Origin of the sequence: Mycobacterium sp. NPDC051804 (assembly GCF_044452905.1) — a bacterium.
GTDB lineage: Bacteria > Actinomycetota > Actinomycetes > Mycobacteriales > Mycobacteriaceae > Mycobacterium.
The window spans coordinates 108,886-132,837 of the sequence record NZ_JBITCD010000003.1; the positions used below are offsets into that span (position 1 = coordinate 108,886).

Below are 23,952 nucleotides of genomic sequence, written 5' to 3' on the forward strand. Positions count from 1 at the left end.
GGTCGAGGGGTGGGTGACCATCTGCCTATTTTTATGATGATAGCGTTCCTATGTCAAAAACCGCTGGTGAGCGGCGCGCCCCGCGTATCGTCCGATCATGCTCGCTGGGACACACTCAGCCGGCCGCGTCAGGCGCCTCGCGGTCGCATTGGCGGCGGTCGCGCTGCTACCGGCCCTTGTCGACATCGTCGGCGGATCCCCGTCGGCTACCGCTTTTTCGAATCCGAACCTGCCGGTCGAACACCTCGAGGTTCCGTCGACGGGGATGGGGCGCAACATCCGCGTTGAATTCCTCTCTGGCGGCCCGGATACACCGGCTCTCTATCTCTTGGACAGCATGGAAGCGGGCGAGAACCTCAACGGCTGGGATATCAATACCGCGGCCTTCGACTGGTACAGCGGTTCTGGACTGTCGGTCGTCATGCCCGTCGGCGGCAAGTCGAGCTTCTACAGCGACTGGTATCGACCCGCCGTCGGGAACGGGCAGAACGTCACCTACAAGTGGGAAACCTTCCTCACGCAAGAACTTCCCGCGTGGCTCGCCGCGAACCGGCAGGTTCGGCAGACCGGCAATGCCGTCGTGGGGTTCTCGATGGGAGGCTCGTCGGCGTTGGTTCTGGCCGCCTTTCATCCGCAGCAGTTCGTCTATGCGGGATCACTGTCCGGTTTTCTCAATCTGTCCGCTCAACCCGGCCAGGTCAGCACAGCCATGATGTGGAACGGTGGCTTCAATCCGGAAGCCATGTGGGGCCCGCCGGGCGACGCGGCATGGGCGCGTAACGATCCGACCGTTCAGGCCGGCAGGCTTGCTGCCAACGGCACCCGGGTCTGGATTTACTGCGGGAACGGCACACCGACGGACCCCGCTCTGTCGAGCCCGGACGCTCCCATTGCGGGACTCGGTTTTCTCGAGGGATTTGCGATCGAATCCAACCGCGCGTTCGTCGACGCCTACGTCGCGGCGGGTGGGAACAACGGCGTTTTCAATTTCCCCGACGGCATTCACAGCTGGGGCTACGCGGGGCAGCAGTTGCAGCAGATGAAGCCCGATATGCAACGGGCGCTGGGTGTCACCGACACGAGCCGAACCTGAGTTGCGGCAATCGAATTCGGACGGTGGGTGATCATGCGCGCAGTGCGGGTGTTGGCTGAGGATGTGCCGGCATCACCGGACGAGGTCCGCGCGTTCTACGTCGACCTCGACAACATCAAAACCGTCCATCCGCTCGTCGTCTCGGTGCAGCGGACCGGGCGCACCGAACTGGTGGACGGCTACTGCCAGAGCTACCGCGTCAGGGACCGAATCCCCCTCGGTCCGTTGACTCTGCCGACGAGCTACACCGCCAACCTCAGGGTTGCGTCAGCCGGTCCGGTGATCACCCAGGCGCGTCAGTTTCCGCACGTCCGCCTCTACGGCGTGGTGTCCTTCGAGCCCATCCGCGACGGAACCAGACTCGTGGAACGCCTCACGATCGACGCGCCACGCCTGCTCCATGCCACGACACTGCGCGAGGCGGTCAAGGCGCACACCAAGATGCTGGCGGGTATCCGCAGCCACTTCGGAGGCTAGGCGTCCTCCGCAGGGGCTTCGGATGCGTCGAGCACACTGACCGCAATGCCGTACGGCAGGAACCGCACCTTGCGGGTGGGATCGGTGTTGTTCTTGTTCGCGCGCAGCGCATCGAGTTCGGACGGATACACCTGCTCGATGTGGGCGCCGCCGTCGCTGTCGACGGTGTAGATGGCCCAGACGCCGTCGCCGGTCTCGCCGGTGGTCTCCGGTTCCCGCTTCGGCCGTGAATACCGGGTGAACTCGTCGACGAGATTGGCCCAACCTGCGCGTTCGCCGGACGTGCTGATGAACCTGCCTACGCCGTCCAAGGCGTCACGCAGCCCTTCACCCGCTTCGCGAACGACGCGATCGAACTCCTCGGGGTCGATCCCGAAAGGTCCGTTCCTGCTCATAGCGGTTCCTCCTCGCGCCGGTACATCCGAATACGGCGGTATTTCCAGTGTGCCTGCACGTGGCGAAGTAGTCGACTAGGGCCGACGGGAGGTGGTAGGCAACGGTATGGCCTTCACACGTTCGGACGTGCTGGCGACCGCCGAGCGGTCACCGGCGGCGGCAGGCGCTCGCGACAAGAACGAGTGGGTGGGCCTGTTCACCGCCGACGGACGGGTCGAGGATCCGGTCGGCTCACAGCCCCATCGCGGCCTGGGCGCGATCGGAGCCTTCTTCGACACATTCATCGGGCCGCGTCACATCACGTACCGGCCCGACGCCGACATCGTCAGTGGCTCGACGGTCGTCCGCGACGGCGAACTCGACATCGCCATGGGGCCGGTGCAACTGCACGTGCCGGTGTACATCCGCTACGACGTGCAGGAGGGTGGCGGCGGACTGAAAATCGCTGCGCTGTCGGCCTTTTGGGAGCTCCCCGCCATGGTCGGGCAGTTCATGCGCGCCGGGGTCAGTGGCCTGCCCGCCGGTCTGCAGCTGTCGAGGGCACTGCTGGTCAATCAGGGCGTGGTCGGGGTGCTCGGCTACCTGGGTGGACTCCGGGGGACCGGATCACAAGGCAAGAAGCGGATACGGGAATTCCTCGACGATGCGCGGGCGGGCGACGAAGTCGCGGTGCGTCGCTGGCTCGGCAAGGGGACACGTGTCACGACGGGTGATGACATCCCGTTGAGCACCGCGGACCTGCTGACGCGCATCGCCACCGCGCGCCCGCGCAAGTTGATCGCGTCGGGCTACAGCGTGGTTGTCGGGTTGGACCGCGAGGCGCGCCGCGACGTGCTCATCGCCGAGGTGGCCGCCAAGCCGTTCGCCATCCGCAGAATCCGCTACTTCACCGAAGACGACCCGGCATCCGGGTAGTTCCACGTTTCGCCGCGGCGGGGCTCGGGCAACCGGAGAACATGCGACGGACTGATGCCCGCAAGGTGGCGATGGTCGGCGTGGTCGTGGCGGCGGTGCTTGCTGCATGTCTCGTGGTCCCGGCGTTCGGTCAGGTGCTCACCCTCGAAAGAACCTGGCTGGCCGCCGCGATGATCGGGGTGCCGACGGCCTTGCTGCTCGCGGCGACCGGTTATCGCCATTACGGCGTCGGCCGCGGTCTTCTCGTCGCCGTGGTCATCACGGGCCTCACCCTGGTCATCACCTGGGTCGTCTCGGTGTTCGTGGTGGCCTCCGCACTGAGCGGATCGGCCACGAGCGTGGTGATGGGGGCAGTCCTCTACGGCGTACCCGCGGTCACGGTGGTGGTGCTGGGGTTGCTCTCCCTCAAGCTGGTGCCGGCGCGACAGGCCGTCGACAAATCGTTTGAGCACGTCGACGCCGGGTAGAGGGTGCGCATGGAATCCCGTGACGACAAAAAGTCTGAAACCGACGTCGATGACGACGACCATGTCGCCGCGTCGCGCGCAGGAAAAGAAGGCGATGACGACGGCACCTACGTGGGTCAGACGGCGTCCGACGACGCGATAGACGTCGGCGAGTCGGGAGCCGAAGCGCGCAGCGAGGCCGGCCGCTGACAGCGTGTTGTCTCGATTCGGTCGCGTTGGACAGTGTGTGACTGCCGGGCATGAGACGGTATGAGCACCATGGCCGTCGACAATCCCCTGAACTCTGAGATGACCTACGAGCAATTCGGTCGCGAGTTCTTCGAGATCGCCGTGACCGAAGACCGTGTCGGTGGCGCGATCGCCGCCATCGCGGGTGACGAATTCGAAATGGGTCCGATGGCACAGGGCCCGGGCAAGGTCGCCAAGGTGACAGCCAAGGTCAGGATTCAGGAGCCTCGGCTCACCCGCGACGTCGGCGAGCTCATCACCTTCGCCATCCGGATTCCGCTGGAGATCGACCTGGTCGTCGACCTGCGGATCGACAAGCCGAAATTCATGGTCTTCGGGGAGATCGCCCTACGCGCCACCGCGCGTGCCGCCAAACCGCTCCTCCTCATCCTCGACGTCGAGAAGCCGCGGTCGTCCGACATCTCCATCCACGTCACGTCGAAGTCGCTGCGCGGTGAGCTGGTGCGGATACTCGGCGGGATCGACGCTGAGATCAAACGGTTCATCGCGGCGCACGTCGCCGGGGAGATCGACAGCCCCGCTTCGCAGAAGGCGAAAATAATCGACGTCGCGGACAGCATCGACGGCGCCTGGTCGGGCGTCTAGCTAGGCGGCCACACCCTCGAGCCGCGGACGTTTGGGACCCCGGCCGTCGCCGGCCGACTTGCCGCGGACGTGATACCACAGCCACGGCATCAGCATGTTCTGCGTCCACAACACCTGCGACACCGCCTGTGACCGTAGCGACGGTCGCTGTGGGGGACCGTCGACCAATGCCCAGTCGTGGTTGCTGCCGGGCAGACCCAGCGCCTCAGCCGCCGCGGCGGCAAACAGCTGGTGTCCCTTGATCGAGCCGTGCACGCGGTCGGCGCTCCATGTGTCGGGCACCGTCATCGATGGCGCGTCGTAGAGGTCGACGAGCCTAAACTCGTGTCGCACTGCGGCTTTGCGGATCTCGTCGTTGATCTGTTCGACGCGTGACGCGATCATCCGTCCAATCGGGAGGATCTTCGCGATGTCCGGGAACGTCGTCGTCAGCACAGTCGCGCCGGTCGCGGCCAGATGGGTGTGCAGCTCGTCTAGCTCAGCCAGAGCACTGCCGAAATACGGGCCTGGGCGCGTCACGTCGTTCATCCCGATACATACCGAGATCAGATCCGGCTGCAACGCCAGTGCCGCGGGAAGCTGCTCGTCGAGCAGATCTCGGATGCGCCGGCCGCGGATGGCCAGATTCGCATAGGTCACGCCGGGGTGGTGTGCGTCGATCATTGTGGCGAGACGATCGGCGAAGCCAACGAGACCCTTGGCGTCATCGCCGTCCCACAGCCCCTCGGTCTGGCTATCGCCGATCGCGACGTATCGGGTGTACCTGGGCACACCGGCACTCTAGCGGCGAAGCGCTGCCTCCACCTCTGACGCTCCGGCGTTCGCCGCGAGTTCACGGTGGCGCTGCGACACCTCGGCCCCGCCCGCGCGCAGGAGATCGACGAGCTCCGCGACCGCCACAGCACGGTAACCGTTGAACTTCGAGCCAACTGACCACCACGCCATCAGCGAGTCCAGGCCGCGGCCGGGCTCGGCACCGAGGTCGACCATTGCGGCCACGGTCGCGGGCAGGACCATCCGCGCCGCGAGTTCGATCGGCTGGGTCCCGCTCGGCAGCGGAGTGTTGACGGAAGCACCGGCGCGCACCAATGCGCGCACGATCTCCGGGTTGACGTTGTCGGCCGAGTCGTTGATCACGTGCATCGGGGTGGCGCCGTCGGAATCGATGAGGCCGGGATCGACGCCGTGCGCGAGCGCATGGTTGAGCGCGACGGTGCGCCCCCGCCGCACGATCTCATGCAGAATAGTCGTGAATTTCTCACCGCGAGCGGATAATTCGATACGACGTCCCGCATCGGCATCCGCGTCGATCAGTGCGACCGAGATGCCGGCGGCCAGCGAGCGCAACGCGTACCACAGCGGTGTGGCGCCGCACGGGTCGACGGGGTCGGGGTCCGCGCCCATAGCCAGAAGTTCGATGACCCGCGTGTCACCGCGATGTGCGCGCTCGAAGAGATCCAGGTCCGTCGGCGCCAGGGGTTCAGTCCAGGCGGGGCGACCGGCCCCGAGCGCGTCCAACACCTCCAGCGTGCCTGCGCGCCTGGCCCCTAGGTCGAACCACGGCCAGGGCCCCGGGCCCTTGCGAACGAATTCGTCGACCGGGACGCGGTGTTCCTCGGTGATGGTCCTGCCGAAATCCTCGTAGGCTGACGAGAACGCCAGGTCGTCAGCGTCGCGCGAGACAACGACCTCGACGGGTCCCTCTTGGTAGCGCGCGATTTCGGTCACAAGACAGGCATTGTCGCAAACGACCGAGGGGCCATCCGAGTGGATGACCTCCTGGTGGTCTTCGGGCTAGAGGAGGCGCGTCAGTCGTGTGAGGTTCAGCGGAACTCCCGCGACGCTGAGCTGACCGAGGATGTCCTCCAGTCGCTTGCGGGGCAGGTCCATCTGCCATTCCGACACCGACGCCGAAAGGCATATCGCATCGGGGGCGAAGCGGATACCGGTGAGCCGCAGGCCGTGCGGCAGCTCGGGCAGGTGCACCGGGTACGCCGGGGTGTTGGCGGGCAGAGGCATCCGTGATCGGCGGACGACGAGGGCGCGCGGTCGAAGCCACAATGTCGAACCATCGAGGCGCGCGTCGATTTCGAGGTGGCCGAGCAAAGGCCGTCGCGCCATCCGCAGTCGCGCTACACCGTCGCTACCGACCTCACCGGACAGCCGCGGCGCCGCCCAACGAAACAGGTCGTGCAGCGCCGCGGTGGGCACCTCCAGCGTGAGGTCCACCGGCGCGGCGACCACGACCGGCGGCGCGGTCGGCCGGATGTGCACGTTGTGCAGCGTCGCCGTCGCATTGTTGAAGGTCTGGTCTTCCCAGCTGATGTCGCGGACTGCGATGCGGACGTCGTTGAGTTGCCCTACCGCCAGGCCGCGGACGTCGAGCCTGGAATCGAACTCGGTGACCGTCAGCGTGAGCATGCCGTCGTCGAGGCGAATTGCGAGGCGGCGGCCCACAACGAGCCTGCGCACGGTCGTGAACAGCGACCGGTAGGCCATCGCCGCGCCGCTGCTGACCGGAGCCACCGCCGCCGACGACCACAGTGACGTCAACATGTCGATCGGCCGAAACGGATCGAACCGGCGGAGCGGGCCCGTCATGTCATCCAGCATCCGCTATCCGCGTTGCGAAATGGAAGGGACACCGGGTGAATCATGATCGGCAACAGGGGGACTACGGCATTGAGAGCACCTTCCGTAAGGTGGAAACGATGACTTCGGTGGTAGTGGTCGGCAGCGGATTCACCGGCTTCGAATGCGCCCGCCAATTGGCGCGAAAGATGCGTAAACACTCGAAGGCCGGGGCTTCGGTCGACATCACGATCATCTCGCCCGTCGACTACATGCTGTACACGCCGCTGCTGCCCGACGTCGCCGGTGGACTCGTCGACGCGCGGTTCGTCGCGATCCCGCTCGCCAACGCCCTGCGCGGCGTGCAGGCCATCCGCGGGAGAGTCGACGACGTCGACTTCGACGGCAAAACCGTGACGTTCACCGACCCGGAGGAGCGCGTCCGTAGCCTCGCCTGGGACCGGTTGGTGTTGACGCCGGGTTCGGTGACCCGGCTGTTCGACATCCCTGGGCTCGCCGAGTACGCCCGCGGCCTCAAGTCGACGGCGGAGGCGCTGTACCTGCGTGACCATGTGCTCGAACAACTTGAACTGGCCGACGTCGACGACGACGAAGGCCGAGCTGCGGCGCGGCGCACGATCGTCGTGGTCGGCGCGTCGTACTCGGGCACCGAGCTGGCTGTTCAGTTGCGGGCGCTCGCCGATTCCGCGGCCAAACAGATGGGCTTCGACCCCTCCGAGGTGAAGTTCGTCCTGCTGGACCTGGCCGACCAGGTGATGCCCGAAGTGGGCGAAAAGCTTGGCGCCGCAGCGCAACGTGTGCTCAAGTCGCGTGGTATCGACGTGCGGCTCGGTGTCACGCTCGCCGAGGTCCACCCCGAACACGTTGTGCTCAGCGATGACTCGCTGATTCGCACCCATACCGTCGCATGGGTTACCGGAGTCACCGGCGCACCGCTGATCGAGAAGCTCGGGTTACCCACCGAGCGGGGCCGTCTCAAGGTGACGACGGACCTGCAGGTCCCCGGATATCCCGATGTGTTCGGTGCGGGCGACGCGGCGGCGGTCCCCGATGTGACACAGCCCGGAAAGATCACCCCGCCCACCGCGCAGCACGCCACTCGACAGGGAAAAGTGCTGGCGCGCAACGTCGCCGCAAGCCTGGGTTACGGCAAGGCCAAGTCATACAAACACCGCAACATGGGCCTGGTCGTCGACCTCGGGCCCCGATACGCCGTCGCCAATCCGCTCAACGTGCAGTTGTCCGGCTTCCCGGCCAAAGTCGTGACCCGGGCATACCACATCTACGCGATCCCGCGATTCGTCAACAGGTGGGCGGTGTCCCTGGCGTACCTGACAGATGTGTTCTTCGACCGCTCGGTCGTCTCGTTCGGACTGTCGACTCAAGAGGATGCGCGGTTCTCGACCAGCGAGGGCATCCCGATGCCCAAACCGGACTGATTGAAGTCGTCCTCAGCGGGAACGTTAAGCGGTATGGCTACATATCGCGTTTTGAACCCCAAGGGTGACGTTGTCGACACGAAGGACATCGAGAGCGCTGATGACGCGCATGCCTGGTTCGTCGATCAGAAGGCCGATCCGGAACTCGGATGGCGCATGGAGGTCAAGTCCGACGACGGCGATTGGGCATTCTTCGACAGCAGCGAGGGCGACCGCAAGTACTGACTGGCGCGGGTACTCACTAGGCTTGAGCGGTGCCCAAACTCAGTGCGGGTCTGTTGCTGTACCGCGTCGTCGACGGTGGACTCGAAGTGCTGATCGGGCATCCGGGCGGCCCGTTCTGGGCGCGCAAGGACGACGGTGCCTGGTCAATACCCAAGGGGGAGTACACCGAAGGTGAAGACCCGTGGACGGTCGCCCAGCGTGAGTTCTACGAGGAACTCGGCAAACGCGCACCCGACGGCCCACGCATCGAATTCGATCCGGTAAAACAGCCCAGCGGCAAGGTGATCACCGCCTTCGCTGTCCGCGGCGACCTCGACCTCGCCGGCACCTTCTCCAACACGTTCGAGCTGGAGTGGCCGAGGGGTTCGGGGAAGGTCAGGGAGTTTCCCGAAATCGACCGGGTGGGTTGGTTTCCCGTGGCTGAGGCTCGGTTGAAGCTGCTGAAAGGTCAGCGGCCGCTGCTCGACCGTCTGCTTTTGGCGCTCGAAGGCGACGAACCGGTCTCGTCTCGATCGCGTTGATGGTCAGCGCGCGACCGTGGATCCGCCACCCGGCCGGCGTCCGCAAGTATTCGTCGTCGTACCGCAGATGCCACACCAGATCTGTGATTTGATCTCCTGCGGTCGTCCAGTGGTGCGCTATGCAGGTGATCCGGCCCAGCGCGTAGTCGGCCCGGTCACCCGGCGCGTACACCTCGCCGACGATCGCGTGTTCGGTGCGGGTCACTGTGCCCAGCGACGTCATCGCGGACCGGACGCCGTCGCGGCCGTGGTGCGTCAGCACCGGCTCCAACGACCGGGGTGGATCCGGTAAGCGCAGTTCGGCTGTGTGGGTGAATAATTCGACCACATCGTCGAAGCGTCGGTCATCTACCGCCGAGGCGTAGAGATGCACAAGGTCGGCGAGCGCGAGCCGGTCGGACGTGGTCAGGCTCATGGCAGCGGGGGTAGGCCGTTGCTTTCCCGGATATCCCTGCGGCATTCGCGACGGGTCTGCCCGGTTTGTTGCATGCACACCAGTACCGGGTTCTCTTCGGCGACCGGCAACGGTTCTTCGGTCGCTTCGGTGGTGACGGTGGGGCTTGGGACGTCGCCCTGGGTCAGCGACCAGATCGAGTCACCGGTGGGTTGCAGGGTCGAGCAGTACGCCGTGGAGCCGTCGGCCGTCGTGGATGTGCTCCCGACGGGGGAGCAACTCGCACCGATCACCGCCGCGGCGGGAGCCGAAGTGGTAGTCGTCGTATCCGTCGGCGACGCTGTGGTCGTGGGGGAGGGTGGCGGCTCCGGCGGCGGGGGCAGGGGTGTGAACGTCGGCCTCGTGACCGCGGCAGATGTCGTGGTCGGGGCGGCAACGGGGCGGTCTTCGTTGTCGGCGCGTCCGGCCTCGAAGACCGCCACCACAATCGCGACGAGCAGCAGTACCGCCAGGATGGCCGGAACGATGACGCCGGCGCGAACCCATGAAGGTCGAGGAGCCTTTTCGGGCTTCGCCACCGAGGCGGCGAGGCTGGTGCCCACATCGGCGGGTGTGTCCGATCCGAGCTGGTGGGCCAGCGCTCGCGCGAAGTCGGCGCACCGCTCGAATCGGTCGGCCGGGGACTTCGCCAGCGCCTTGGTGAGCACCGGATCGAGTCCGGCCAGCTCTGGGCGCTGCTCGGCGATAGCGGGCGGCGCCGCCGACAGATGCTGGCTGATGACGACAGCGGGGTTGGAATGCTGGAACGGGGGCCTTCCGGTCAGCAGATGAAACGCGGTGGCTGCCAACGCATATTGATCGGCTCGTCCGTCGAGACGCTCGCCCATCAGCTGTTCGGGTGCGGCGTAGGACACCGTGCCGACCGTCATGTTCGTCGCCGTCAGACCGCTGATGTCGTTGGTCCAGCGAGCGATCCCGAAGTCCGCCAATAGAATCCGTTGATCGCTGCCCTCGGGGTTGGCGAGCAGGATGTTGGCGGGTTTCACGTCGCGGTGCAGCAGGTTGCGCTGGTGCGCGTAGTCGAGAGCATCGGCAACTGAGGAGATGATCTCGGCGACCTCACCTCTGGCCATCCCGTCGGGATAACTCTCACGCAGTAGGCACGCCGCATCGGTGCCCTCGACGTAATCCATCGAGATCCACAGCTGGCCCTCGAACTCGCCACGATCGTGCACGCCGACGATGTGCGGATGCCACAGCGTGGCGGCGATATCGGCCTCACGGTCGAACCGTTCTCGGTACTCACTGTCGGCGGAAACCGACGCGGGCAGCACCTTGAGCGCGTCGCGGCGCGGAAATCGCGGGTGTTGCGCGAGGTAGACCTCACCCATGCCACCGGCGCCGAGTAGGCACACGATGGTGTATCCCGCGAAAGTCGCGCCATCGGCCAACGGCATGGCCGAATAGTACGAGATGCCGCTACAGGTCGAGCGTGAGACGCGACCCGTCGGCGGCCCGGGATATACAGATCAACATCATCCGGTTCTCGTGTTCGGGGTCGGTGAGCAGCGTGTCGCGGTGGTCGACGACCCCGTCGAGCACCCGCGTCCGGCACGTCCCGCAGAAGCCCTGCTGACAGGAGTACGGGGCGTCGACGTCAGCCCGTTTCAACGCGGTGAGGAGGGTTTCGTCTGCGGCGACCCGGATCTGCTGTCCGGTCGACGAGACCGTGACCTCGAACTCCCTGCCGTCGACCACCGGCGGTGCGGCGAACCGCTCGAAATGAAGCTCGACCTTGTCGCGGCCCGCGAGCGCAGACCGGACCGCAGTGAGCATGGGGGCGGGCCCGCACGCATAGACCGCCGTGCCGTCCGGGCAATCGCCGAGCAGATCCGACGCCGTTGGCAGCCCGCCGTCGTCGTCGGTGTGGATACGGATCTCGTCGCCGTAACCCGCGACCTCGTCGACAAACGGCAGGCTGTCGCGGGTGCGTCCCGCGTAGACCATCGACCAATCGACTCCGAGGCGTCGTGCCAGCGCCAGCATCGGCAGGATCGGGGTGATCCCGATCCCGCCCGCGATGAACCGGAATCGCGTGGTCGGTGAACCGTAACCGGGCACCGTCAACGGGAACGCGTTGCGCGGGCCTTGCGTCGTCGCGGTCGCCCCGACGTCGAGCACGTCATGCACCTCGATCGAACCGCCGCCGCCGTCGGGAATTCTGCGCACCGCGATGCGGTACACATCGGTGCGATCCGGATCGCCGCACAGCGAGTACTGGCGCAACCGTCCGCTCGGCAGGCCCACATCGATGTGCGCGCCCGGATGCCAGCGGGGCAGTGGCTCGCCGTCCGCGGCGGCGAACGTCAGCGCTACCACGTTCTCGTCGTGGGCCACCGTCTGCCTGTCGACCACCCGCAACACCCGTGTCCGGTCGGACGCTTCCGGCAGCGTCACCCGCTTGGTGACATGCGACAGCGCGTCCATCCCGGAGATCACCGCGCCGGCGAAGCCCATAAGCACGTCGCGGCGGCCCGGCCGAAACGGGTTGGTCGGCAGCTGCCGGTAGCGCTCGCGCAGCCCCATCAAAGGTGTGCCGCGCGGGCAGCCGGAGAAGAGGCCAGATAGGCGACGGCCTGCGCGGTGGAGCCCATCTCCTCCGGTGTGTACGCGCGCCGGAAGTAGGTCAGGGTCTGCGAGCCGAACAACACGCGGAACTTGGGCAGCAGCCCCAGTTCGGAGTCGCGCACCCGCAACCGCTGCATCTTGAGCCAACCGATGTCGTTGGCGGGATCGGACTTGAACAGGTACCAGGTGCCGCGTTGGAAGAACGCGAAGATCGCCGATGCGGACAGAGCCATGGCTTTGATGCGGGCGGGGTAGCTGTCGTGGAAGTACACCGCCACGTCGTGGGCGACGCTGCGGTGCTCGACCTCCTCGCTGCCGTGCCACCGGAACAGGTCGACCATCGTCGGGTCGGCGCGGTGCTCGTCCCAGGTGGAATTGAGTGCGAAGTCGCCGAGGACAGCGGTGTAATGCTCGATCGCCGCGATGATCCACAGGCGTTCACAGAGGTTGTTCAACCGGCGCTTCGGATTCGTGGAAGTGGTCGGGGTCAAGACTTTTCCGAACAGATACTCGACCATCTCCAGGATCGGAGCGGGGTCGACACCGTTGCCGACCAGGAAATCGCGGATCACCGCGTCATGGGCGGCCGCGTGCGTGGCTTCCTGGCCGATGAATCCGCGGATGTCCTCGGCGAGCTTCGGGTCCTTGACCAAGGGCAGTGCCTCGTTGAACGTCTCGACGAACCAGTGCTCGGCGGAGGGCAGTACGACGTTGAAGAGGTTGATCATGGTGGACGCGACCGGATGGGCCGGGATCCACTCAAGCGGGACATCCGCAAGGTCGAAGTGCACCTTGCGGGCCTGGATCTGCACGGGTCCCGGATCGATTTCCCGGGCGGGCAACGCTGCCATGGCGGACTCCTTCACGAGAAGGTGGTGCACGGAAGCTTACCGGAATTAGGTGGGAACGCCGGTATCGGGTTCTTGCCGGATTGCGAGTTTCAAGCTTCCGTCCACGGTCAATAATCACGCTATGGCGGGTCTCGGCGACATTCTGAACTGGACTCGGGACCAGGTCACCTCCCGGGTGCCGAAGGCCGATCTGGACCAACGCGACCCCGACTACATCCGCGAGCAGCTGCCTGGATTGTGGCTGCTGGCGTCGCTGTACTTCCGCGCCGACGTCCGAGGCCTCGACCGGATACCGACCGACGGTCCGGTGCTCATGGTGGGCAACCACAGCGGCGGCAATCTCCCGCCGGATACGTTCGTTTTCACGCTGGCGTTCTGCTCCTACTTCGGCGTCGAGCGGCCGTTCTATCAACTTGCCCACAACCTCGTCGTATCGATGCCGGGATTGGGCTCGCTGCGCAAGTTCGGCACCGTGGCCGCGAACCACGAAAACGCCGAGCTGGCACTGGAATCCGGTGCCGCGCTGCTGGTGTACCCCGGCGGCGACTACGAAGTGTTCCGGCCGTCGTGGCAGCGGCACGATGTCGACTTCGGCGGTCGTAAGGGCTACGTCAAGCTCGCCCGCGAGGCCGGAGTGCCGATCGTGCCGATCGCCAGCGTTGGCGGGCAGGAGGCGGCGCTGTTCCTGGACCGCGGGCAGTGGTTGGCCAAGCTTCTGATGGTCGACAAGATGGCGCGGTTGAAGAGCGTGCCGATTCTGCTGGCGCCGCCGTGGGGTCTCACGGTCAGCGACATGGTGCCGAGGTTGCCGCTGCCGACCAAGATCGCGATCGAGGTGCAGGACCCGGTCGACCCCGACGACATCGCCGCCAGCGACGACGCCGTCGTGCACGAGAAAGTCGAAGCCGCCCTGCAGGCTGGCGTGGACCGGTTGGCGGCGGAACGACGATTTCCGGTGTTGGGATGAGGGTTCAGCGGCAGTGCGTCGTAGACGCCGATCGCGAAGCGGTGTGGAAAGTGGTGAGCAACCCCGACTGCTACCCGGAGTTCATGGCCAGCCTCGAACGTTGGGAGACGGCCGACAACGGGACCCCGGGCCTCGGCGCCCGATACACCGTGCACTGGAAGGTCGGATCGGTGCCCATCGGCGGGACCATCGAGCTCGTCGAGTTCGATCCGCCCCGCGAGCTGTCGTGGGTCGGGCTGGCCGGCGTCTCACAGCGCGGACGGTTCCGGCTGCGCGAGACGGCCGACGGTCGGACCCAGGTGACGTTCCGGCTGGCCTACGAATCAGCGGGCAACGTGCTCGGGCTGATCGCAGACCGCGTGGCCGCCGGCCAGGTGGGCCGGACCATGGGTGAGACGCTCAAGAATCTGCGCCAAATGGTCGAAGGCTAGGCCGGAGGAGCCGGCGGGGCACCGGCTCCCGGAGCGCCCTGGATTGGCACCACCGGCGTCGGGGTGACCGTGGTGACGCCGTTACCGCCGACGCGGGGACCACCCGACGGACCCATCTGTTCGAGTTGGTCGGCTGCTGCCTGGCTGCAATCGAGCATCAGCAGAATTCGGCCGCTGGACGTGATCTTCTGGCTGTCGACCAGGCAGTTGGCCTGCGACAGCACGCTGCCGAACGATCCGCCGAAGTAACCCTTGTAGCCCTGGGCCTTGAGGAGCTGCAGTGCCTTGTTATAGGGCTCGCCGACGACGTTCGCGTAGTTCGAGCCGCCCGGCTGAGACATCGCGATTCCCGCGCCGACCAGCGCGGCGGAGCCGACTGCCACGAGCCCCCCGCTCAGGACAACGAGCTTCTTCACGTGAAATGTCTCCCTACGTCGATGCGGTGCGAACATATCGCAGACGTGACAATTGTGAAACCGGAGGAGAACCGCCCGGCGTTACATCTGGGATTACACCTGGGTATTGGCCGCGACCCGCATGACCTCGGCCAACGCGGCCGCGCGCGGATCGGTGAAAACGTCTTCTAGCAGCAATTTCTTGCCATCTGGATCCGTCAGCGGGACTCTCCAGTTCGGATACTCGTCGGTGGTACCCGGCTGATTCTGCGTGCGCAGGTCCCCGACGGCGTCGGCCAGCGACAGGGCCAGCAGCCGAGACCGCGTTCGGCCCAGATACTTGTACAGCGCCTCGACCACCTGATCGACCCCGGCCTCGTCGAGATCACCGCTCAACAGCCCGACCCGGCGTAGTTCGTCGAGCCACGCGGACTGCTGATTGCGATCGGCGGCCAGCTCTTCCTCGGCGGACCGCGTCAGCAGGCCGAGCTTGTCACGCAGCCGGACATGCTCACCCGCCAGGTAGCCGGGGGTCGGCGGTAGGTCGTGGGTGGTCACCGAGGACAGGCAGTACTCGCGCCAGCGTTCGGCGCGCAGCGGCCCGCCGTCACCGTCGCGGTCGAATTCGAACCACAGGATCGAGGTGCCGAACAGGCCGCGCTCGCGCAGATAGTCGCGCACCCAGGGTTCGACGGTGCCCAGATCCTCGCCGACGACGACGGCGCCTGCGCGGTGAGCTTCCAGCGCGACGATCCCGATCATCGCCTCGTGGTCGTATCGCACATAGGTGCCCTCGGTCGGTGGGGCTCCCTTTGGAATCCACCAGAGCCGGAACAGCCCGATGATGTGGTCGATCCGTACGCCACCCGCATGCCGAAGCAGTGCGTTGACGAGCGCGCGAAACGGTTCGTACGCCTGCTTCGCGAGTTCGTCGGGTCGCCACGGGGGCTGTGACCAGTCCTGTCCGAGCTGATTGAACTCATCAGGCGGTGCGCCGGCTGTGGCGCCCAGCGCCAGCACGTGCTGCAGGGCCCACGCATCGGCCCCGTTCGGGTCGACTCCGACGGCGAGGTCATGCATGATGCCCAGCCCCATGCCCGCGGCTATCGATGTCGCCTGCGTCGCGGTCAGCTGATCGTCCAGCTGCCACTGCAGCCACCGGTGGAAATCGACGGTTGCTTCGTTGTCGGCGGCGAACTCGGCGACGGCGGGACTCTCGGGATGACGCAACTCCTCGGGCCACTCGTGCCAATCGGCGCCGTGCTTTTCGGCCAGGGCGCACCATGTCGCGAAATCGTCGAGGCTACGGCCCTGCCGATTGCGGTAGGCCTCGTAGGCCAGCTCGCGGCCCGTAGATCGCTTCACGCGATACACCGTCTCGAGGGCGGCGCGCTTGCCTTTCCAAACGGCGTCGCGGTCGATCAGACGCGACTTCTGCGCGCGCGACTGGGCGTACTCGCGGACTTTTCGGATGCGCCCCCGGTGCGTGACGAAGGCGAACTCCGGGATCGCCTCCACTCTCAGGTACATCGGGTTGACGAACCGCCGTGAGGTCGGCAGATACGGCGATGGTTCCATCGGTGCGGTGGGTGCGGCGGCGTGCAGGGGATTGACGAGGACAAAGCCGGCGCCGTATCGGGCCGCCGACCAAACGGCGAGATCGGTGAGATCCGTCAAATCGCCGATTCCCCATGAGTTTTGGGATCGGACGCTATACAGCTGGGTGGCCAGGCCCCATGCCCGGCCGGTTGGCGGTTCGAGCGAGGCAGGGGAGACGACGATCGGGCAGCTGACATCTGACGTCCCGAGCTGGAGATGCAGCTCGTGGTACCCCAGCGGCAGGTCGGCGGGCAGCTCGAAGCTGGCCTCGCCGATTAGTCGACCGTCGAGATCGTAAGGGGCCCTGTTATTTTCCAGCTGGCGCAGACCCATCCGGACGGACCCATCCTCGAGTCGGATCCATAACTGCGCCGGATCCCCGTGCGTGACGTGCACCCAGAAAGACGATGTCGCTCCGGCGCGGCCGACGATGACCGGCGGAAGTGAGCGAGACCAGTGATCGTGATCGTGTTCGGCCAGCGCCGCGGTGCGCCGGTAGTCCGTGGCGGCCTGAACACCGAGGGCGTCGAGCACACCGACGAGCGTCGATTCACCGACCGTGATGCGCCGTCCGGTCCAATCGTCGTATTCCGTTGCAACGCCGTAGCGTCGCGCCAACTCGACGAGCGACTCGGGGAGATCGGTCATGCGACTATCTTGCCCGCTATCAGTCGATGTCACGCATCAAGAGGTCGTCCCAGGTGTCGCGGCGGACCACGAGTCGCGCCGCACCGTCCCGTGCGAAGACCACGGGAACGCGGCGCGCGCCGTTGTACTGGTTGGACATCGTGTAGCAGTAGGCCCCTGTGACGGGCACCGCGAGCAGATCGCCGACCGACGGTTCGCGCAGTGCGACTCCGTCGACCAGTTCGTCGCCCGATTCGCAGTGCCGTCCGACCACGCTGACGGTTTCCCCGCCACCGACCCGGTTGACGATCGTCGCCTCGAACCGCTGACCGGTGAGTGAGACCTCGAGGTTGTCGCCCATGCCGCCGTCCACCGCGACGTGGGTGACGACGCCGCGTTTGAGGGTCGTGACGCGATAGACCGTGCACGCACTGTTGGCGACCATGCTGCGGCCGGGTTCGACGATGATGCGGCTGCCGGCGGGCAATAGCGCCTTCGCCTGGGTCACCATCGCGTCGGCGTAGTCGTCGAGAGTCGGCGGGAGCTCGTCATAGGTGTAGCGCACTCCGAGGCCGCCGCCGAGGTCGTAGACCTCGAATGTGCCGAGCTTGGCGATGGGCTCGACGGCCTGCGCGAGTTGTTCGACATTGAGAAGCTGCGAGCCGACGTGGGTGTGCACACCGTCGAGCCGCATCTTGGCGCTGCGCTCGATCCGAGCGATCGCGGCACGGGCGTCGTCGGGCATGAGACCGAATTTCGACCCCGCGTGTCCGGTCGCCTGCGAGGCGTGGGTGGCGGCGTCTACGCCAGGGATGACGCGGACCAGGCAAGGCTGGATTCTTGAAGGAAGATGGCCCGAGCCTACGATGCGCTCGAGCCGGTCGATGTCGTCGAAGTTGTCTACGACCACCAGGCCGACGCCGCGCGCGACGGCCAGCTCGAGTTCCTCGTCGGATTTGGCGTTTCCGTGTAGCACGAGTCGCGCGGGATCCGCACCGGCCCTGAGCGCAGTCAAAATCTCGCCGCCGCCCGCGACGTCGAGGTGCAGACCCTCCTCGACCATTACCCGCTGAACGGCGGTGCACGGGAACGACTTCGACGCGAAGGCCACGTCGCAGCGCGTCCAGCGAGTTCGGAAGGCGCTCAGGTAGTCCCGGGCGCGCTGACGCAGCGCGTCTTCGGAGACGACGATCGCCGGGGTGCCGAACTGCGCGGCCACGTCGTCGAGTCGGCAACCGCCGACCATGAGGGTCCCGTCGCTGTCGGTGCCGGTGCCAGGCGGAAAGAGCCCGACCAACTCGGCGGCCTCGGCTTTCCTCTGCTCTTCGCGCGAGCGCTCATCGCCGTGGATCGTCATCGACTCAGGGTCCCACCGCGCATGCCCGGGTGACCGCGGTCGACAAACTTCACGAAGACCGCTACTTTATGTCTGTAATGATCCTTACAGAGCGAATTCCGACGAAGAAACAGCAGCAGGGCGAGCAGTCCCGCGAGCAGATCCTCGACGCGACGGAGAAGCTGATGAGCTCGCGCGGCTATGCCGCGACGTCGATCAGCGACATCCGCAAGGCCTGCGGTCTGCCGGCGAGCTCGATTTACTGGCACTTCGGCTCCAAGGACGGCGTGCTAGCGGCCGTCATGGAACGCGGTGCGCAGCGGTATTTCGCGGCGATTCCCGCCGAGGCCACCGTCGAACGGCAGCTCGATGCGGTGATTTATCAGCAGTCGCAGCATCCCGATTTCCTGCGGCTGTTCCTGCTTCTGTCGCTGGAGCGCAGCGACGATCCCGCGGCCGCGGAGGTGATACGCCGGGTGCGCGACACCGCGATCGCACGGTTCCGTGACGCGATCACCCAACTGCTTCCCGCTGACCTCCCGGAACCCAAGGCCCAGCGCATTCTTGATGAACTCGCCGCGGTGGCCGTCGCGCTGTCGGACGGCATCTTCCTCGCGGTCCACCTCGAGCCCACCACCACAGACGTCGACCGGATGTACCGCCGGCTGTTTCAGACCGTGACCGCCTTGATCCCGATTCTCTTGGAGGAGAAGTGACTGCAGCGCCAAACAAGACCGCAATCATCACCGGTGCCAGCGCGGGACTCGGATTGGAATGTGCGAGAGAGCTTCTCGCGAACGACCCGTCCTGGCATGTCGTGTTCGCGGTTCGCGATGTCGCGCGCGGCGTGCACGCCGTCGAACGCGCCGGCCACCCGGCGCGAAGCACGGTTCTCGAAATGGACCTCGCGTCGCTGACGTCGGTCCACGCTTTTGCCGAGGACTTCCGCAGCCGCAACCTGCCGCCGCTGCACGCGATCGTCTGCAATGCCGGTCTTCAGGTGGTGTCGGGCACCGAGCGCACCGCCGAGGGAGTGGAGATGACGTTCGGCGTCAACCACCTCGGACACTTCGCCCTGGTGCAGGATCTGCGCGCGGACCTCGCTGCGCCGGCGCGCATCGTGGTGGTCGCCAGCGGCACCCACGATCCGGCGAAGACCACGGGGATGCCGTCACCGCAGTACACAAACGCCGCCGATCTCGCATACCCCGGGGACGACGAACCGGTCGACGGTCGCCGCCGGTACACCACGTCCAAACTATGCAACGTGCTGTACGCCTACGAACTCGACCGCCGGCTCGGCCGGGGCACCGAGGGTGTCACCGTAAACGCGTTCGATCCCGGCCTCATGCCCGGTTCCGGCCTCGCCCGCGACTACTCGCCGATGGGGCGGTGGGCCTGGCGATATGTGTTCCCGCTGCTGCGGGTGCTGCCCAACGTCAACAGCACGCGGTCCTCGGGCGCCCGCCTTGCGGCGCTGGTGCGGGACTCGCGGTTCAACGACGTCACCGGTATGTACTTCGAAGGGAAGCGGCCGATCCAGTCCTCCGTCGACTCCTACGACCGCGAGAAGGCGCTCGATCTGTGGGCGACCAGTGAGCAGCTACTGACTCTAGAGACCGCCGAACACCAGGATCAGGGCCGCGAATCCCGCAGTCGCCCAGCCGAGTAGGAGGATTTCGGCCCTCGGTACGGTCGTGTAGCGATGCGCCCGGCGGCGACCCAGCCACACGACGAGTATCGCCAAGAGGGCCCCTATGGCGGGCAGGACCATTCGCCCATCGTCCAGCGGCCCCTGGCCGAACAGCGGCAATGCTCCGGCCACCAGAAAGCTGAGTGCGCTTCGCTCCCAGGATAATTGGGTGCGTTCCGCCTGCAGTCCCGGTCTTTCGGGTCGACCTGCCATGGGCTACGGCTGGACCGCGATAACGACGATCAGCGCGATGGTCAGTACGACGATGGCGCCGCCCAGCAGCGCAGGCATCCGCGACCGGGGCAGTTCACCGCCCTCATGCATGGCCGCCTGTACCGCACGCCAACGTTGCACGGCCAATACCGCGAGAATGCCACCCGACGCCGTCAGCACCATTCCCAGACCGTGGCGCACCCCGGGGATGGTCAGGGCTGGAACGAGTTGTACGACCGCGACACCACCGGCGATGAGTGCCAGCGCGGTGCGAATCCACGCGAGGAAGGTGCGCTCGTTCGCGAGCGTGAAGCGATAGTCCAGATCCTCGTGATTGTCGGCAACTGCCACGGTGAATCAGCCTAGAGGCCTCCGATCGGTAGTGTCGCCGGACATGGCGCCTGAACCGCTCGACGTCGTTGTGGCGCAGCACCGAAAGGCCAGGATCGCCGTCGCGGCCCTGTTCCTGAGCAACGGAGCTCTATTCGCCAACCTGCTGCCTCGCTATCCCGAGATCAAGACCGACCTGCAGCTGTCCAATACGGTCTACGGCATCGCGATCGCGGCGTTCTCTGCCGGCGCCCTGGTGGCCGGCCTGACGGCTGCGGCGTTGATCCGGCGGTACCGGTCGTCGCGCGTCGCGGTTGTCGGCACCCTCGGCCTCGCAGGTTTCGTACTCCTCGCGGGCCTCGCGGGCACCCCGCTGGTTCTGGCCGCCGCCCTTTTCATGGCTGGCGCGTGCGATGCGGTCACCGACGTGGCGCAGAACGCGCACGGACTCCGTCTTCAGCGCAACTACGGTCGGTCGATCATCAATTCACTGCACGCCGTGTGGGCGGCCGGCGCCATCGTCGGTGGCCTAATGGGTGCGAGCGCGATCGCGCTGGACATCTCCAGGCCAATCCATTTGGGGGTCGCAGCCATTCTGTTCGGCGGCCTCGTATTGGTTGCCTACCCCTACCTGTTGAAGGGGCCCGATCACGACGACCATCCCTCACGGATGACAGATGGTGCATCGGGTGCGGGTCTGGCGGTGTACGGGACGCTGGTCGCGCTCGTTGTGCTCGCCATGGCGGGAGCAACCGTCGAGGATGCAGGAAGTTCCTGGGCCACACTGTATCTGCGTGACACCCTTGGTGCACCGGGTGCGGTCGCGGTGTTCGGCTACGTGGCGCTGGTCGGATTCATGTTCATCGGCCGGCTGATCGGGGACCGCCTCGTCGACAGATTCGGCGAACGCACCGTCATTCGCGCCGGCGGCGTTATCGCGGCGGTGGGGATGGGAGCCGCGCTGGCATTCCCCTCGGTGCCCGGCACCATCGCCGGGTTCGCCGCGGCGGGGTTCGGCGTGGCCTCTCTGATCCCGGCGGCGATGCATCGCGCCGACCAGCTGCCGGGCCTGCGACCGGGAAGCGGATTGACCGTGCTGACATGGCTGATGCGGATCGGCTTCTTCGGTGCGCCCTTGATCATCGGTGTCATCGCCGATGCGACGAGCCTGCGGGTCGGGTTGCTGTTCGTCCCTGTCGCGGGACTCGTCGCGATCGCCCTCGCTGGAGCTCTCAGTGCGCGACCCCAACCATCTCGATCGTGAGCACACCACCGACGATGAGCGCAATGCCCAGCCCCATCATCAAAGTGAGCGGTTCGTTGAACAGGAAGCGCGCAATGACCGCCACCAGCGCGACACCGCACGCCGACCACACGCCGTACGCGATGCCGACCGGCATCCCCAGGCCCAACGACACCCACAGCAGATAGAACGACAGCAGGTAACCGACGACGATCGGGACGATCCACACCTTCTTCCGGAAACCATCGGAAGCGCGCAGCGACAGGGTCGCGGCCACCTCGACGAGGATGGCGCCGGCGAGCGCGAGCCACATCACGGAGCCGCCCCGGCGGCGACATCCGGTTCCAGCTCGGCCGTCGCGGCTCGATGCGATCCGAACTCGATCAGCAGCACCCCGGCGATGATGAGCCCGATGCCCGCGACGATCGGCCAGGTGAATGGGTCGCCGAACAGCACGGCCGCGAGCACCGCGGTGACCGCCGTGCCGAGTGCGCCCCAGATTCCGTACGCGACGCCGACGGGTACGCCGGCCCGCAGGACCATCGTCAACAGGAAGAAGGACGCGAGGTAGCCGGCGATGACGACCGCGAGCCACGCCGAATGATCCTGTGACGCGCGCAGGGACAGCGTCGCAGCGACCTCGGTGGAGATTGCGCCACCAAGGAGCGCCCACTTCCGCACGGCACCAAGCTATGCCATCGCCCTCAGATGGCGCGCTCGACCATCGGCGTCAGCACCTCATGCGCGAACCGCCGCAGTTCGGCGTCGTCGCTGAAGTCCGGATCATCCGGTGGAATCGAGATATAGGTGGGGAAGAGCCGGGCGAATACGTCGGCAACCCAGCGGACCTGCCGCGGCGGTGTCCCCGGCGTATCGCCGTGGATGTAGTTCGCGATGAACGCCGACCCCATCTTCAGTAGTTCCGCCGAATCGATCGGGGCCGGTTCGACATGCCCGGCGCGGCGCAGCATCGGGTGCTCGCGGGCGAACGTGACGGCCGCGATGAACGCCTCGGCCACACCTTCGTTCGGATCATCTCCTGCGTCGATGGCATCGGCGACGGCGCCGAGGAATCGTTGCGTCTCCCGGCGAACCAGCGCTTCGACCAGATCGTCGCGCCGGGGATAGCGGCGGTAGGCCGTCATCCGTGACACTCCGGCGCGCCGGACGACATCCTCAACCGTAATCCGTTGCAGCCCAACGGATGCCGCCTCCTGTAGGGCGGCGTCGAGGATGCGTTGACTGGTACGGTCGGCTGCTTCGTCCACTCTGCCCATGGATACGGCGCCGCCAACGACTTCGATGAGCTGGGCGTCGATCACGACACCGCGACTTTCGGCTGCACACCCGCAGCGCGTTCGCGGGCGAGCTCGACGTACCTCGGCGTGCCGAACGCCCAGCGCAGGTGCCGCGCGTCGAAATGCAGGGCGGGCTCGATGAGCCGGCGGGTCAGCGCGGACGGCCGGTCATAGCCGATGAGCTCGCGCGCCCATGATGGCGCCCGGCTCATGCCGGCGTAGATGGTGAACCGGTGCAACTGGCGGTCGACCGGTCCGGGCAGATCGGGGAAGAACGGCGACGTCATCAAGAAGTCGATGAACTCACGTGTTTGGGCATTCACGCTTAGCTTAGGCCGCATGGTCTGCACGTAGTCGTCGAGTTCGGCGGCCGTGGTCGGCACCCAGTCCGCTCCACCCATCCTGCCGATCACGGCTTGCTCGGCCAGGTAGCGGTCCTGCTCGTCGCGGGACAACGGACGGTTGGTGTGTTCGAACGTCCGAAGGATCATCCATGGGATGCATGTGTGCACCCATGCGATCAACTCGGGATCCAACGCGTGGTACGGCACACCGTCGGGGCGGGTGCCGTTGACGAACGAGTGCACGTGCCTGACGCGTTCGATGACGCGGGTCGCAGCCTCGGTGTTGCCGAATGTCGTGGTCAGGACGTAGCCCAGGGTGGCGCGGGCCCGCTGGAACGGGTCGTCGCGATAGTTGGACAGATCCTGGACTCCTGCCACCACGGACGGATGGAGTATCTCCAGCACGATCGCGGGCAATCCAGCCTGCGAAACCGACGCCAGGTCGGCGTTGATCTCCCACGACATGCTGTCCGGCCCGATCAGGCCGGGATCGCCGGGCGGCCCGCCGTAGACCGCGGGATCATCGTGACGACCAGCGCTTTTCTCGAAGTCTTCGACGATTCGCCTGCGCACCTTCTCGGCTGTGGTGAGTCGCTGCGGTAGAAATGTGACATTCACACCACCATGTATACCACTCATCGCCG

The 23,952-nt window shown here is 66.2% G+C and carries 30 protein-coding genes and 1 pseudogene; 14 read left to right on the plus strand and 17 right to left on the minus strand.

Annotated elements, in window-relative coordinates:
* Positions 1 to 97 precede the first annotated feature (97 nt).
* Together ACIA48_RS11615 and ACIA48_RS11620 are read left to right on the plus strand one after the other, a co-directional pair.
* Entirely contained in the window at positions 98 to 1,093 is a 996-nt protein-coding gene (locus ACIA48_RS11615) for an esterase family protein (RefSeq protein ID WP_396730960.1), read from the plus strand.
* A 33-nt stretch (positions 1,094 to 1,126) separates the two neighbouring features.
* The gene (locus ACIA48_RS11620; RefSeq protein ID WP_396730962.1) at positions 1,127 to 1,570 is read left to right on the plus strand and encodes an SRPBCC family protein; all 444 of its coding nucleotides are present in this window, start codon (positions 1,127 to 1,129) and stop codon (positions 1,568 to 1,570) included.
* Here the strand turns inward: ACIA48_RS11620 and ACIA48_RS11625 are convergent.
* A complete protein-coding gene (locus ACIA48_RS11625) occupies positions 1,567 to 1,965 on the minus strand; it encodes a hypothetical protein (protein WP_396730964.1) in 399 nt (132 codons plus the stop codon). The two genes, ACIA48_RS11620 and ACIA48_RS11625, sit on opposite strands and share 4 nt — an antisense overlap.
* Positions 1,966 to 2,071: 106 nt before the next feature.
* Between ACIA48_RS11625 and ACIA48_RS11630 the strand changes: the two genes are divergently transcribed.
* From ACIA48_RS11630 to ACIA48_RS11645, 4 genes are read left to right on the plus strand one after another with little or no spacing between them, the layout of a single operon-like run.
* Complete coding sequence (locus ACIA48_RS11630) at positions 2,072 to 2,881, plus strand: nuclear transport factor 2 family protein (RefSeq protein WP_396730966.1); 810 nt, start codon at positions 2,072 to 2,074, stop codon at positions 2,879 to 2,881.
* A 41-nt stretch (positions 2,882 to 2,922) separates the two neighbouring features.
* Positions 2,923 to 3,348 (plus strand): hypothetical protein, encoded by a 426-nt coding sequence (locus tag ACIA48_RS11635; protein ID WP_396730968.1) that lies wholly within the window; start codon positions 2,923 to 2,925, stop codon positions 3,346 to 3,348.
* A gap of 9 nt (positions 3,349 to 3,357) precedes the next feature.
* The gene (locus tag ACIA48_RS11640) at positions 3,358 to 3,537 is read left to right on the plus strand and encodes a hypothetical protein (RefSeq protein WP_396730969.1); all 180 of its coding nucleotides are present in this window, start codon (positions 3,358 to 3,360) and stop codon (positions 3,535 to 3,537) included.
* Between the two features lie 60 nt (positions 3,538 to 3,597).
* Positions 3,598 to 4,182 (plus strand): hypothetical protein, encoded by a 585-nt coding sequence (locus ACIA48_RS11645; protein ID WP_396730971.1) that lies wholly within the window; start codon positions 3,598 to 3,600, stop codon positions 4,180 to 4,182.
* Here the strand turns inward: ACIA48_RS11645 and ACIA48_RS11650 are convergent, their stop codons facing one another.
* The 3 genes from ACIA48_RS11650 to ACIA48_RS11660 all read right to left on the minus strand — a co-directional run bounded on the left by ACIA48_RS11650 (position 4,183) and on the right by ACIA48_RS11660 (position 6,783).
* Complete coding sequence (locus ACIA48_RS11650; RefSeq protein ID WP_396730973.1) at positions 4,183 to 4,953, minus strand: SGNH/GDSL hydrolase family protein; 771 nt, start codon at positions 4,951 to 4,953, stop codon at positions 4,183 to 4,185.
* Between the two features lie 9 nt (positions 4,954 to 4,962).
* Positions 4,963 to 5,910 carry an ankyrin repeat domain-containing protein gene (locus ACIA48_RS11655; RefSeq protein ID WP_396730975.1) on the minus strand — a complete coding sequence of 316 codons (948 nt, stop codon included), beginning with the start codon at positions 5,908 to 5,910 and terminating at the stop codon, positions 4,963 to 4,965.
* A 66-nt stretch (positions 5,911 to 5,976) separates the two neighbouring features.
* The gene (locus tag ACIA48_RS11660) at positions 5,977 to 6,783 is read right to left on the minus strand and encodes a hypothetical protein (RefSeq protein WP_396730977.1); all 807 of its coding nucleotides are present in this window, start codon (positions 6,781 to 6,783) and stop codon (positions 5,977 to 5,979) included.
* 110 nt (positions 6,784 to 6,893) lie between these two features.
* Here ACIA48_RS11660 and ACIA48_RS11665 point away from each other — a divergent pair, with 110 nt between their 5' ends.
* The 3 genes from ACIA48_RS11665 to ACIA48_RS11675 are packed head-to-tail and all read left to right on the plus strand — an operon-like array spanning position 6,894 to position 8,959.
* Positions 6,894 to 8,213: an NAD(P)/FAD-dependent oxidoreductase gene (locus ACIA48_RS11665; RefSeq protein ID WP_396730979.1), complete on the plus strand. Its 1,320-nt coding sequence runs from the start codon at positions 6,894 to 6,896 to the stop codon at positions 8,211 to 8,213.
* 33 nt (positions 8,214 to 8,246) lie between these two features.
* Positions 8,247 to 8,438, plus strand: a complete 192-nt coding sequence (locus tag ACIA48_RS11670) for a hypothetical protein (protein WP_267305020.1) — start codon at positions 8,247 to 8,249, stop codon at positions 8,436 to 8,438.
* Positions 8,439 to 8,467: 29 nt separating this feature from the next.
* Positions 8,468 to 8,959, plus strand: coding sequence for an NUDIX domain-containing protein (locus ACIA48_RS11675; RefSeq protein WP_396730981.1), 492 nt, complete (start codon positions 8,468 to 8,470; stop codon positions 8,957 to 8,959).
* A 22-nt stretch (positions 8,960 to 8,981) separates the two neighbouring features.
* Here the strand turns inward: ACIA48_RS11675 and ACIA48_RS11680 are convergent.
* From ACIA48_RS11680 to ACIA48_RS11695, 4 genes and pseudogenes are all read right to left on the minus strand, one after another.
* Positions 8,982 to 9,419: pseudogene (locus ACIA48_RS11680) on the minus strand (nuclear transport factor 2 family protein); the annotation flags it as partial.
* Complete coding sequence (locus ACIA48_RS11685; protein ID WP_396730983.1) at positions 9,371 to 10,810, minus strand: serine/threonine-protein kinase; 1,440 nt, start codon at positions 10,808 to 10,810, stop codon at positions 9,371 to 9,373. The pseudogene ACIA48_RS11680 and the gene ACIA48_RS11685, both read right to left, overlap by 49 nt.
* Positions 10,811 to 10,832: 22 nt before the next feature.
* Positions 10,833 to 11,939, minus strand: a complete 1,107-nt coding sequence (locus ACIA48_RS11690) for a PDR/VanB family oxidoreductase (RefSeq protein ID WP_396730985.1) — start codon at positions 11,937 to 11,939, stop codon at positions 10,833 to 10,835.
* Positions 11,939 to 12,832 carry a metal-dependent hydrolase gene (locus ACIA48_RS11695; protein ID WP_396730987.1) on the minus strand — a complete coding sequence of 298 codons (894 nt, stop codon included), beginning with the start codon at positions 12,830 to 12,832 and terminating at the stop codon, positions 11,939 to 11,941. The genes ACIA48_RS11690 and ACIA48_RS11695 overlap by 1 nt, the downstream gene beginning before the upstream one ends.
* A gap of 121 nt (positions 12,833 to 12,953) precedes the next feature.
* Here ACIA48_RS11695 and ACIA48_RS11700 point away from each other — a divergent pair, with 121 nt between their 5' ends.
* Positions 12,954 to 13,799 (plus strand): lysophospholipid acyltransferase family protein, encoded by an 846-nt coding sequence (locus tag ACIA48_RS11700; RefSeq protein ID WP_396730989.1) that lies wholly within the window; start codon positions 12,954 to 12,956, stop codon positions 13,797 to 13,799.
* Positions 13,796 to 14,230 carry an SRPBCC family protein gene (locus ACIA48_RS11705; RefSeq protein ID WP_396730991.1) on the plus strand — a complete coding sequence of 145 codons (435 nt, stop codon included), beginning with the start codon at positions 13,796 to 13,798 and terminating at the stop codon, positions 14,228 to 14,230. The genes ACIA48_RS11700 and ACIA48_RS11705 overlap by 4 nt, the downstream gene beginning before the upstream one ends.
* Here ACIA48_RS11705 and ACIA48_RS11710 read toward each other — a convergent pair.
* From ACIA48_RS11710 to lysA, 3 genes are all read right to left on the minus strand, one after another.
* Positions 14,227 to 14,646: a hypothetical protein gene (locus ACIA48_RS11710; RefSeq protein ID WP_396730993.1), complete on the minus strand. Its 420-nt coding sequence runs from the start codon at positions 14,644 to 14,646 to the stop codon at positions 14,227 to 14,229. The two genes, ACIA48_RS11705 and ACIA48_RS11710, sit on opposite strands and share 4 nt — an antisense overlap.
* A 93-nt stretch (positions 14,647 to 14,739) precedes the next feature.
* The gene (malQ, locus tag ACIA48_RS11715) at positions 14,740 to 16,872 is read right to left on the minus strand and encodes a 4-alpha-glucanotransferase (protein ID WP_396730995.1); all 2,133 of its coding nucleotides are present in this window, start codon (positions 16,870 to 16,872) and stop codon (positions 14,740 to 14,742) included.
* Between the two features lie 19 nt (positions 16,873 to 16,891).
* On the minus strand, positions 16,892 to 18,208 hold the full coding sequence (gene lysA, locus ACIA48_RS11720; RefSeq protein ID WP_396730997.1) for a diaminopimelate decarboxylase: 1,317 nt from the start codon (positions 18,206 to 18,208) through the stop codon (positions 16,892 to 16,894).
* Between the two features lie 77 nt (positions 18,209 to 18,285).
* On the opposite strand from lysA, the gene ACIA48_RS11725 reads away from it, so the two are divergent.
* On the plus strand, positions 18,286 to 18,903 hold the full coding sequence (locus tag ACIA48_RS11725) for a TetR/AcrR family transcriptional regulator (RefSeq protein ID WP_396730999.1): 618 nt from the start codon (positions 18,286 to 18,288) through the stop codon (positions 18,901 to 18,903).
* Positions 18,900 to 19,859, plus strand: a complete 960-nt coding sequence (locus ACIA48_RS11730) for an SDR family NAD(P)-dependent oxidoreductase (RefSeq protein ID WP_396731001.1) — start codon at positions 18,900 to 18,902, stop codon at positions 19,857 to 19,859. Before ACIA48_RS11725 ends, ACIA48_RS11730 begins: the two co-directional genes overlap by 4 nt.
* Here ACIA48_RS11730 and ACIA48_RS11735 read toward each other — a convergent pair.
* The gene (locus ACIA48_RS11735; RefSeq protein ID WP_396731003.1) at positions 19,800 to 20,093 is read right to left on the minus strand and encodes a DUF202 domain-containing protein; all 294 of its coding nucleotides are present in this window, start codon (positions 20,091 to 20,093) and stop codon (positions 19,800 to 19,802) included. The genes ACIA48_RS11730 and ACIA48_RS11735 overlap by 60 nt on opposite strands.
* A gap of 3 nt (positions 20,094 to 20,096) precedes the next feature.
* Positions 20,097 to 20,444, minus strand: coding sequence for a YidH family protein (locus ACIA48_RS11740; protein ID WP_396731005.1), 348 nt, complete (start codon positions 20,442 to 20,444; stop codon positions 20,097 to 20,099).
* 43 nt (positions 20,445 to 20,487) lie between these two features.
* On the opposite strand from ACIA48_RS11740, the gene ACIA48_RS11745 reads away from it, so the two are divergent.
* The gene (locus ACIA48_RS11745) at positions 20,488 to 21,687 is read left to right on the plus strand and encodes an MFS transporter (RefSeq protein ID WP_396731007.1); all 1,200 of its coding nucleotides are present in this window, start codon (positions 20,488 to 20,490) and stop codon (positions 21,685 to 21,687) included.
* Here ACIA48_RS11745 and ACIA48_RS11750 read toward each other — a convergent pair.
* Genes ACIA48_RS11750 through ACIA48_RS11765 form a run of 4 tightly spaced genes read right to left on the minus strand, consistent with a single transcriptional unit; the run spans position 21,656 to position 23,926 of the window.
* A complete protein-coding gene (locus tag ACIA48_RS11750; protein ID WP_396732737.1) occupies positions 21,656 to 21,979 on the minus strand; it encodes a DMT family transporter in 324 nt (107 codons plus the stop codon). The two genes, ACIA48_RS11745 and ACIA48_RS11750, sit on opposite strands and share 32 nt — an antisense overlap.
* Positions 21,979 to 22,347: a DMT family transporter gene (locus ACIA48_RS11755; RefSeq protein WP_396731009.1), complete on the minus strand. Its 369-nt coding sequence runs from the start codon at positions 22,345 to 22,347 to the stop codon at positions 21,979 to 21,981. Before ACIA48_RS11755 ends, ACIA48_RS11750 begins: the two co-directional genes overlap by 1 nt.
* Positions 22,348 to 22,370: 23 nt before the next feature.
* Positions 22,371 to 22,988 (minus strand): TetR/AcrR family transcriptional regulator, encoded by a 618-nt coding sequence (locus ACIA48_RS11760; protein ID WP_396731010.1) that lies wholly within the window; start codon positions 22,986 to 22,988, stop codon positions 22,371 to 22,373.
* Positions 22,985 to 23,926 carry an oxygenase MpaB family protein gene (locus ACIA48_RS11765; RefSeq protein WP_396731012.1) on the minus strand — a complete coding sequence of 314 codons (942 nt, stop codon included), beginning with the start codon at positions 23,924 to 23,926 and terminating at the stop codon, positions 22,985 to 22,987. Before ACIA48_RS11765 ends, ACIA48_RS11760 begins: the two co-directional genes overlap by 4 nt.
* Between the last annotated feature and the right edge of the window lie 26 nt (positions 23,927 to 23,952).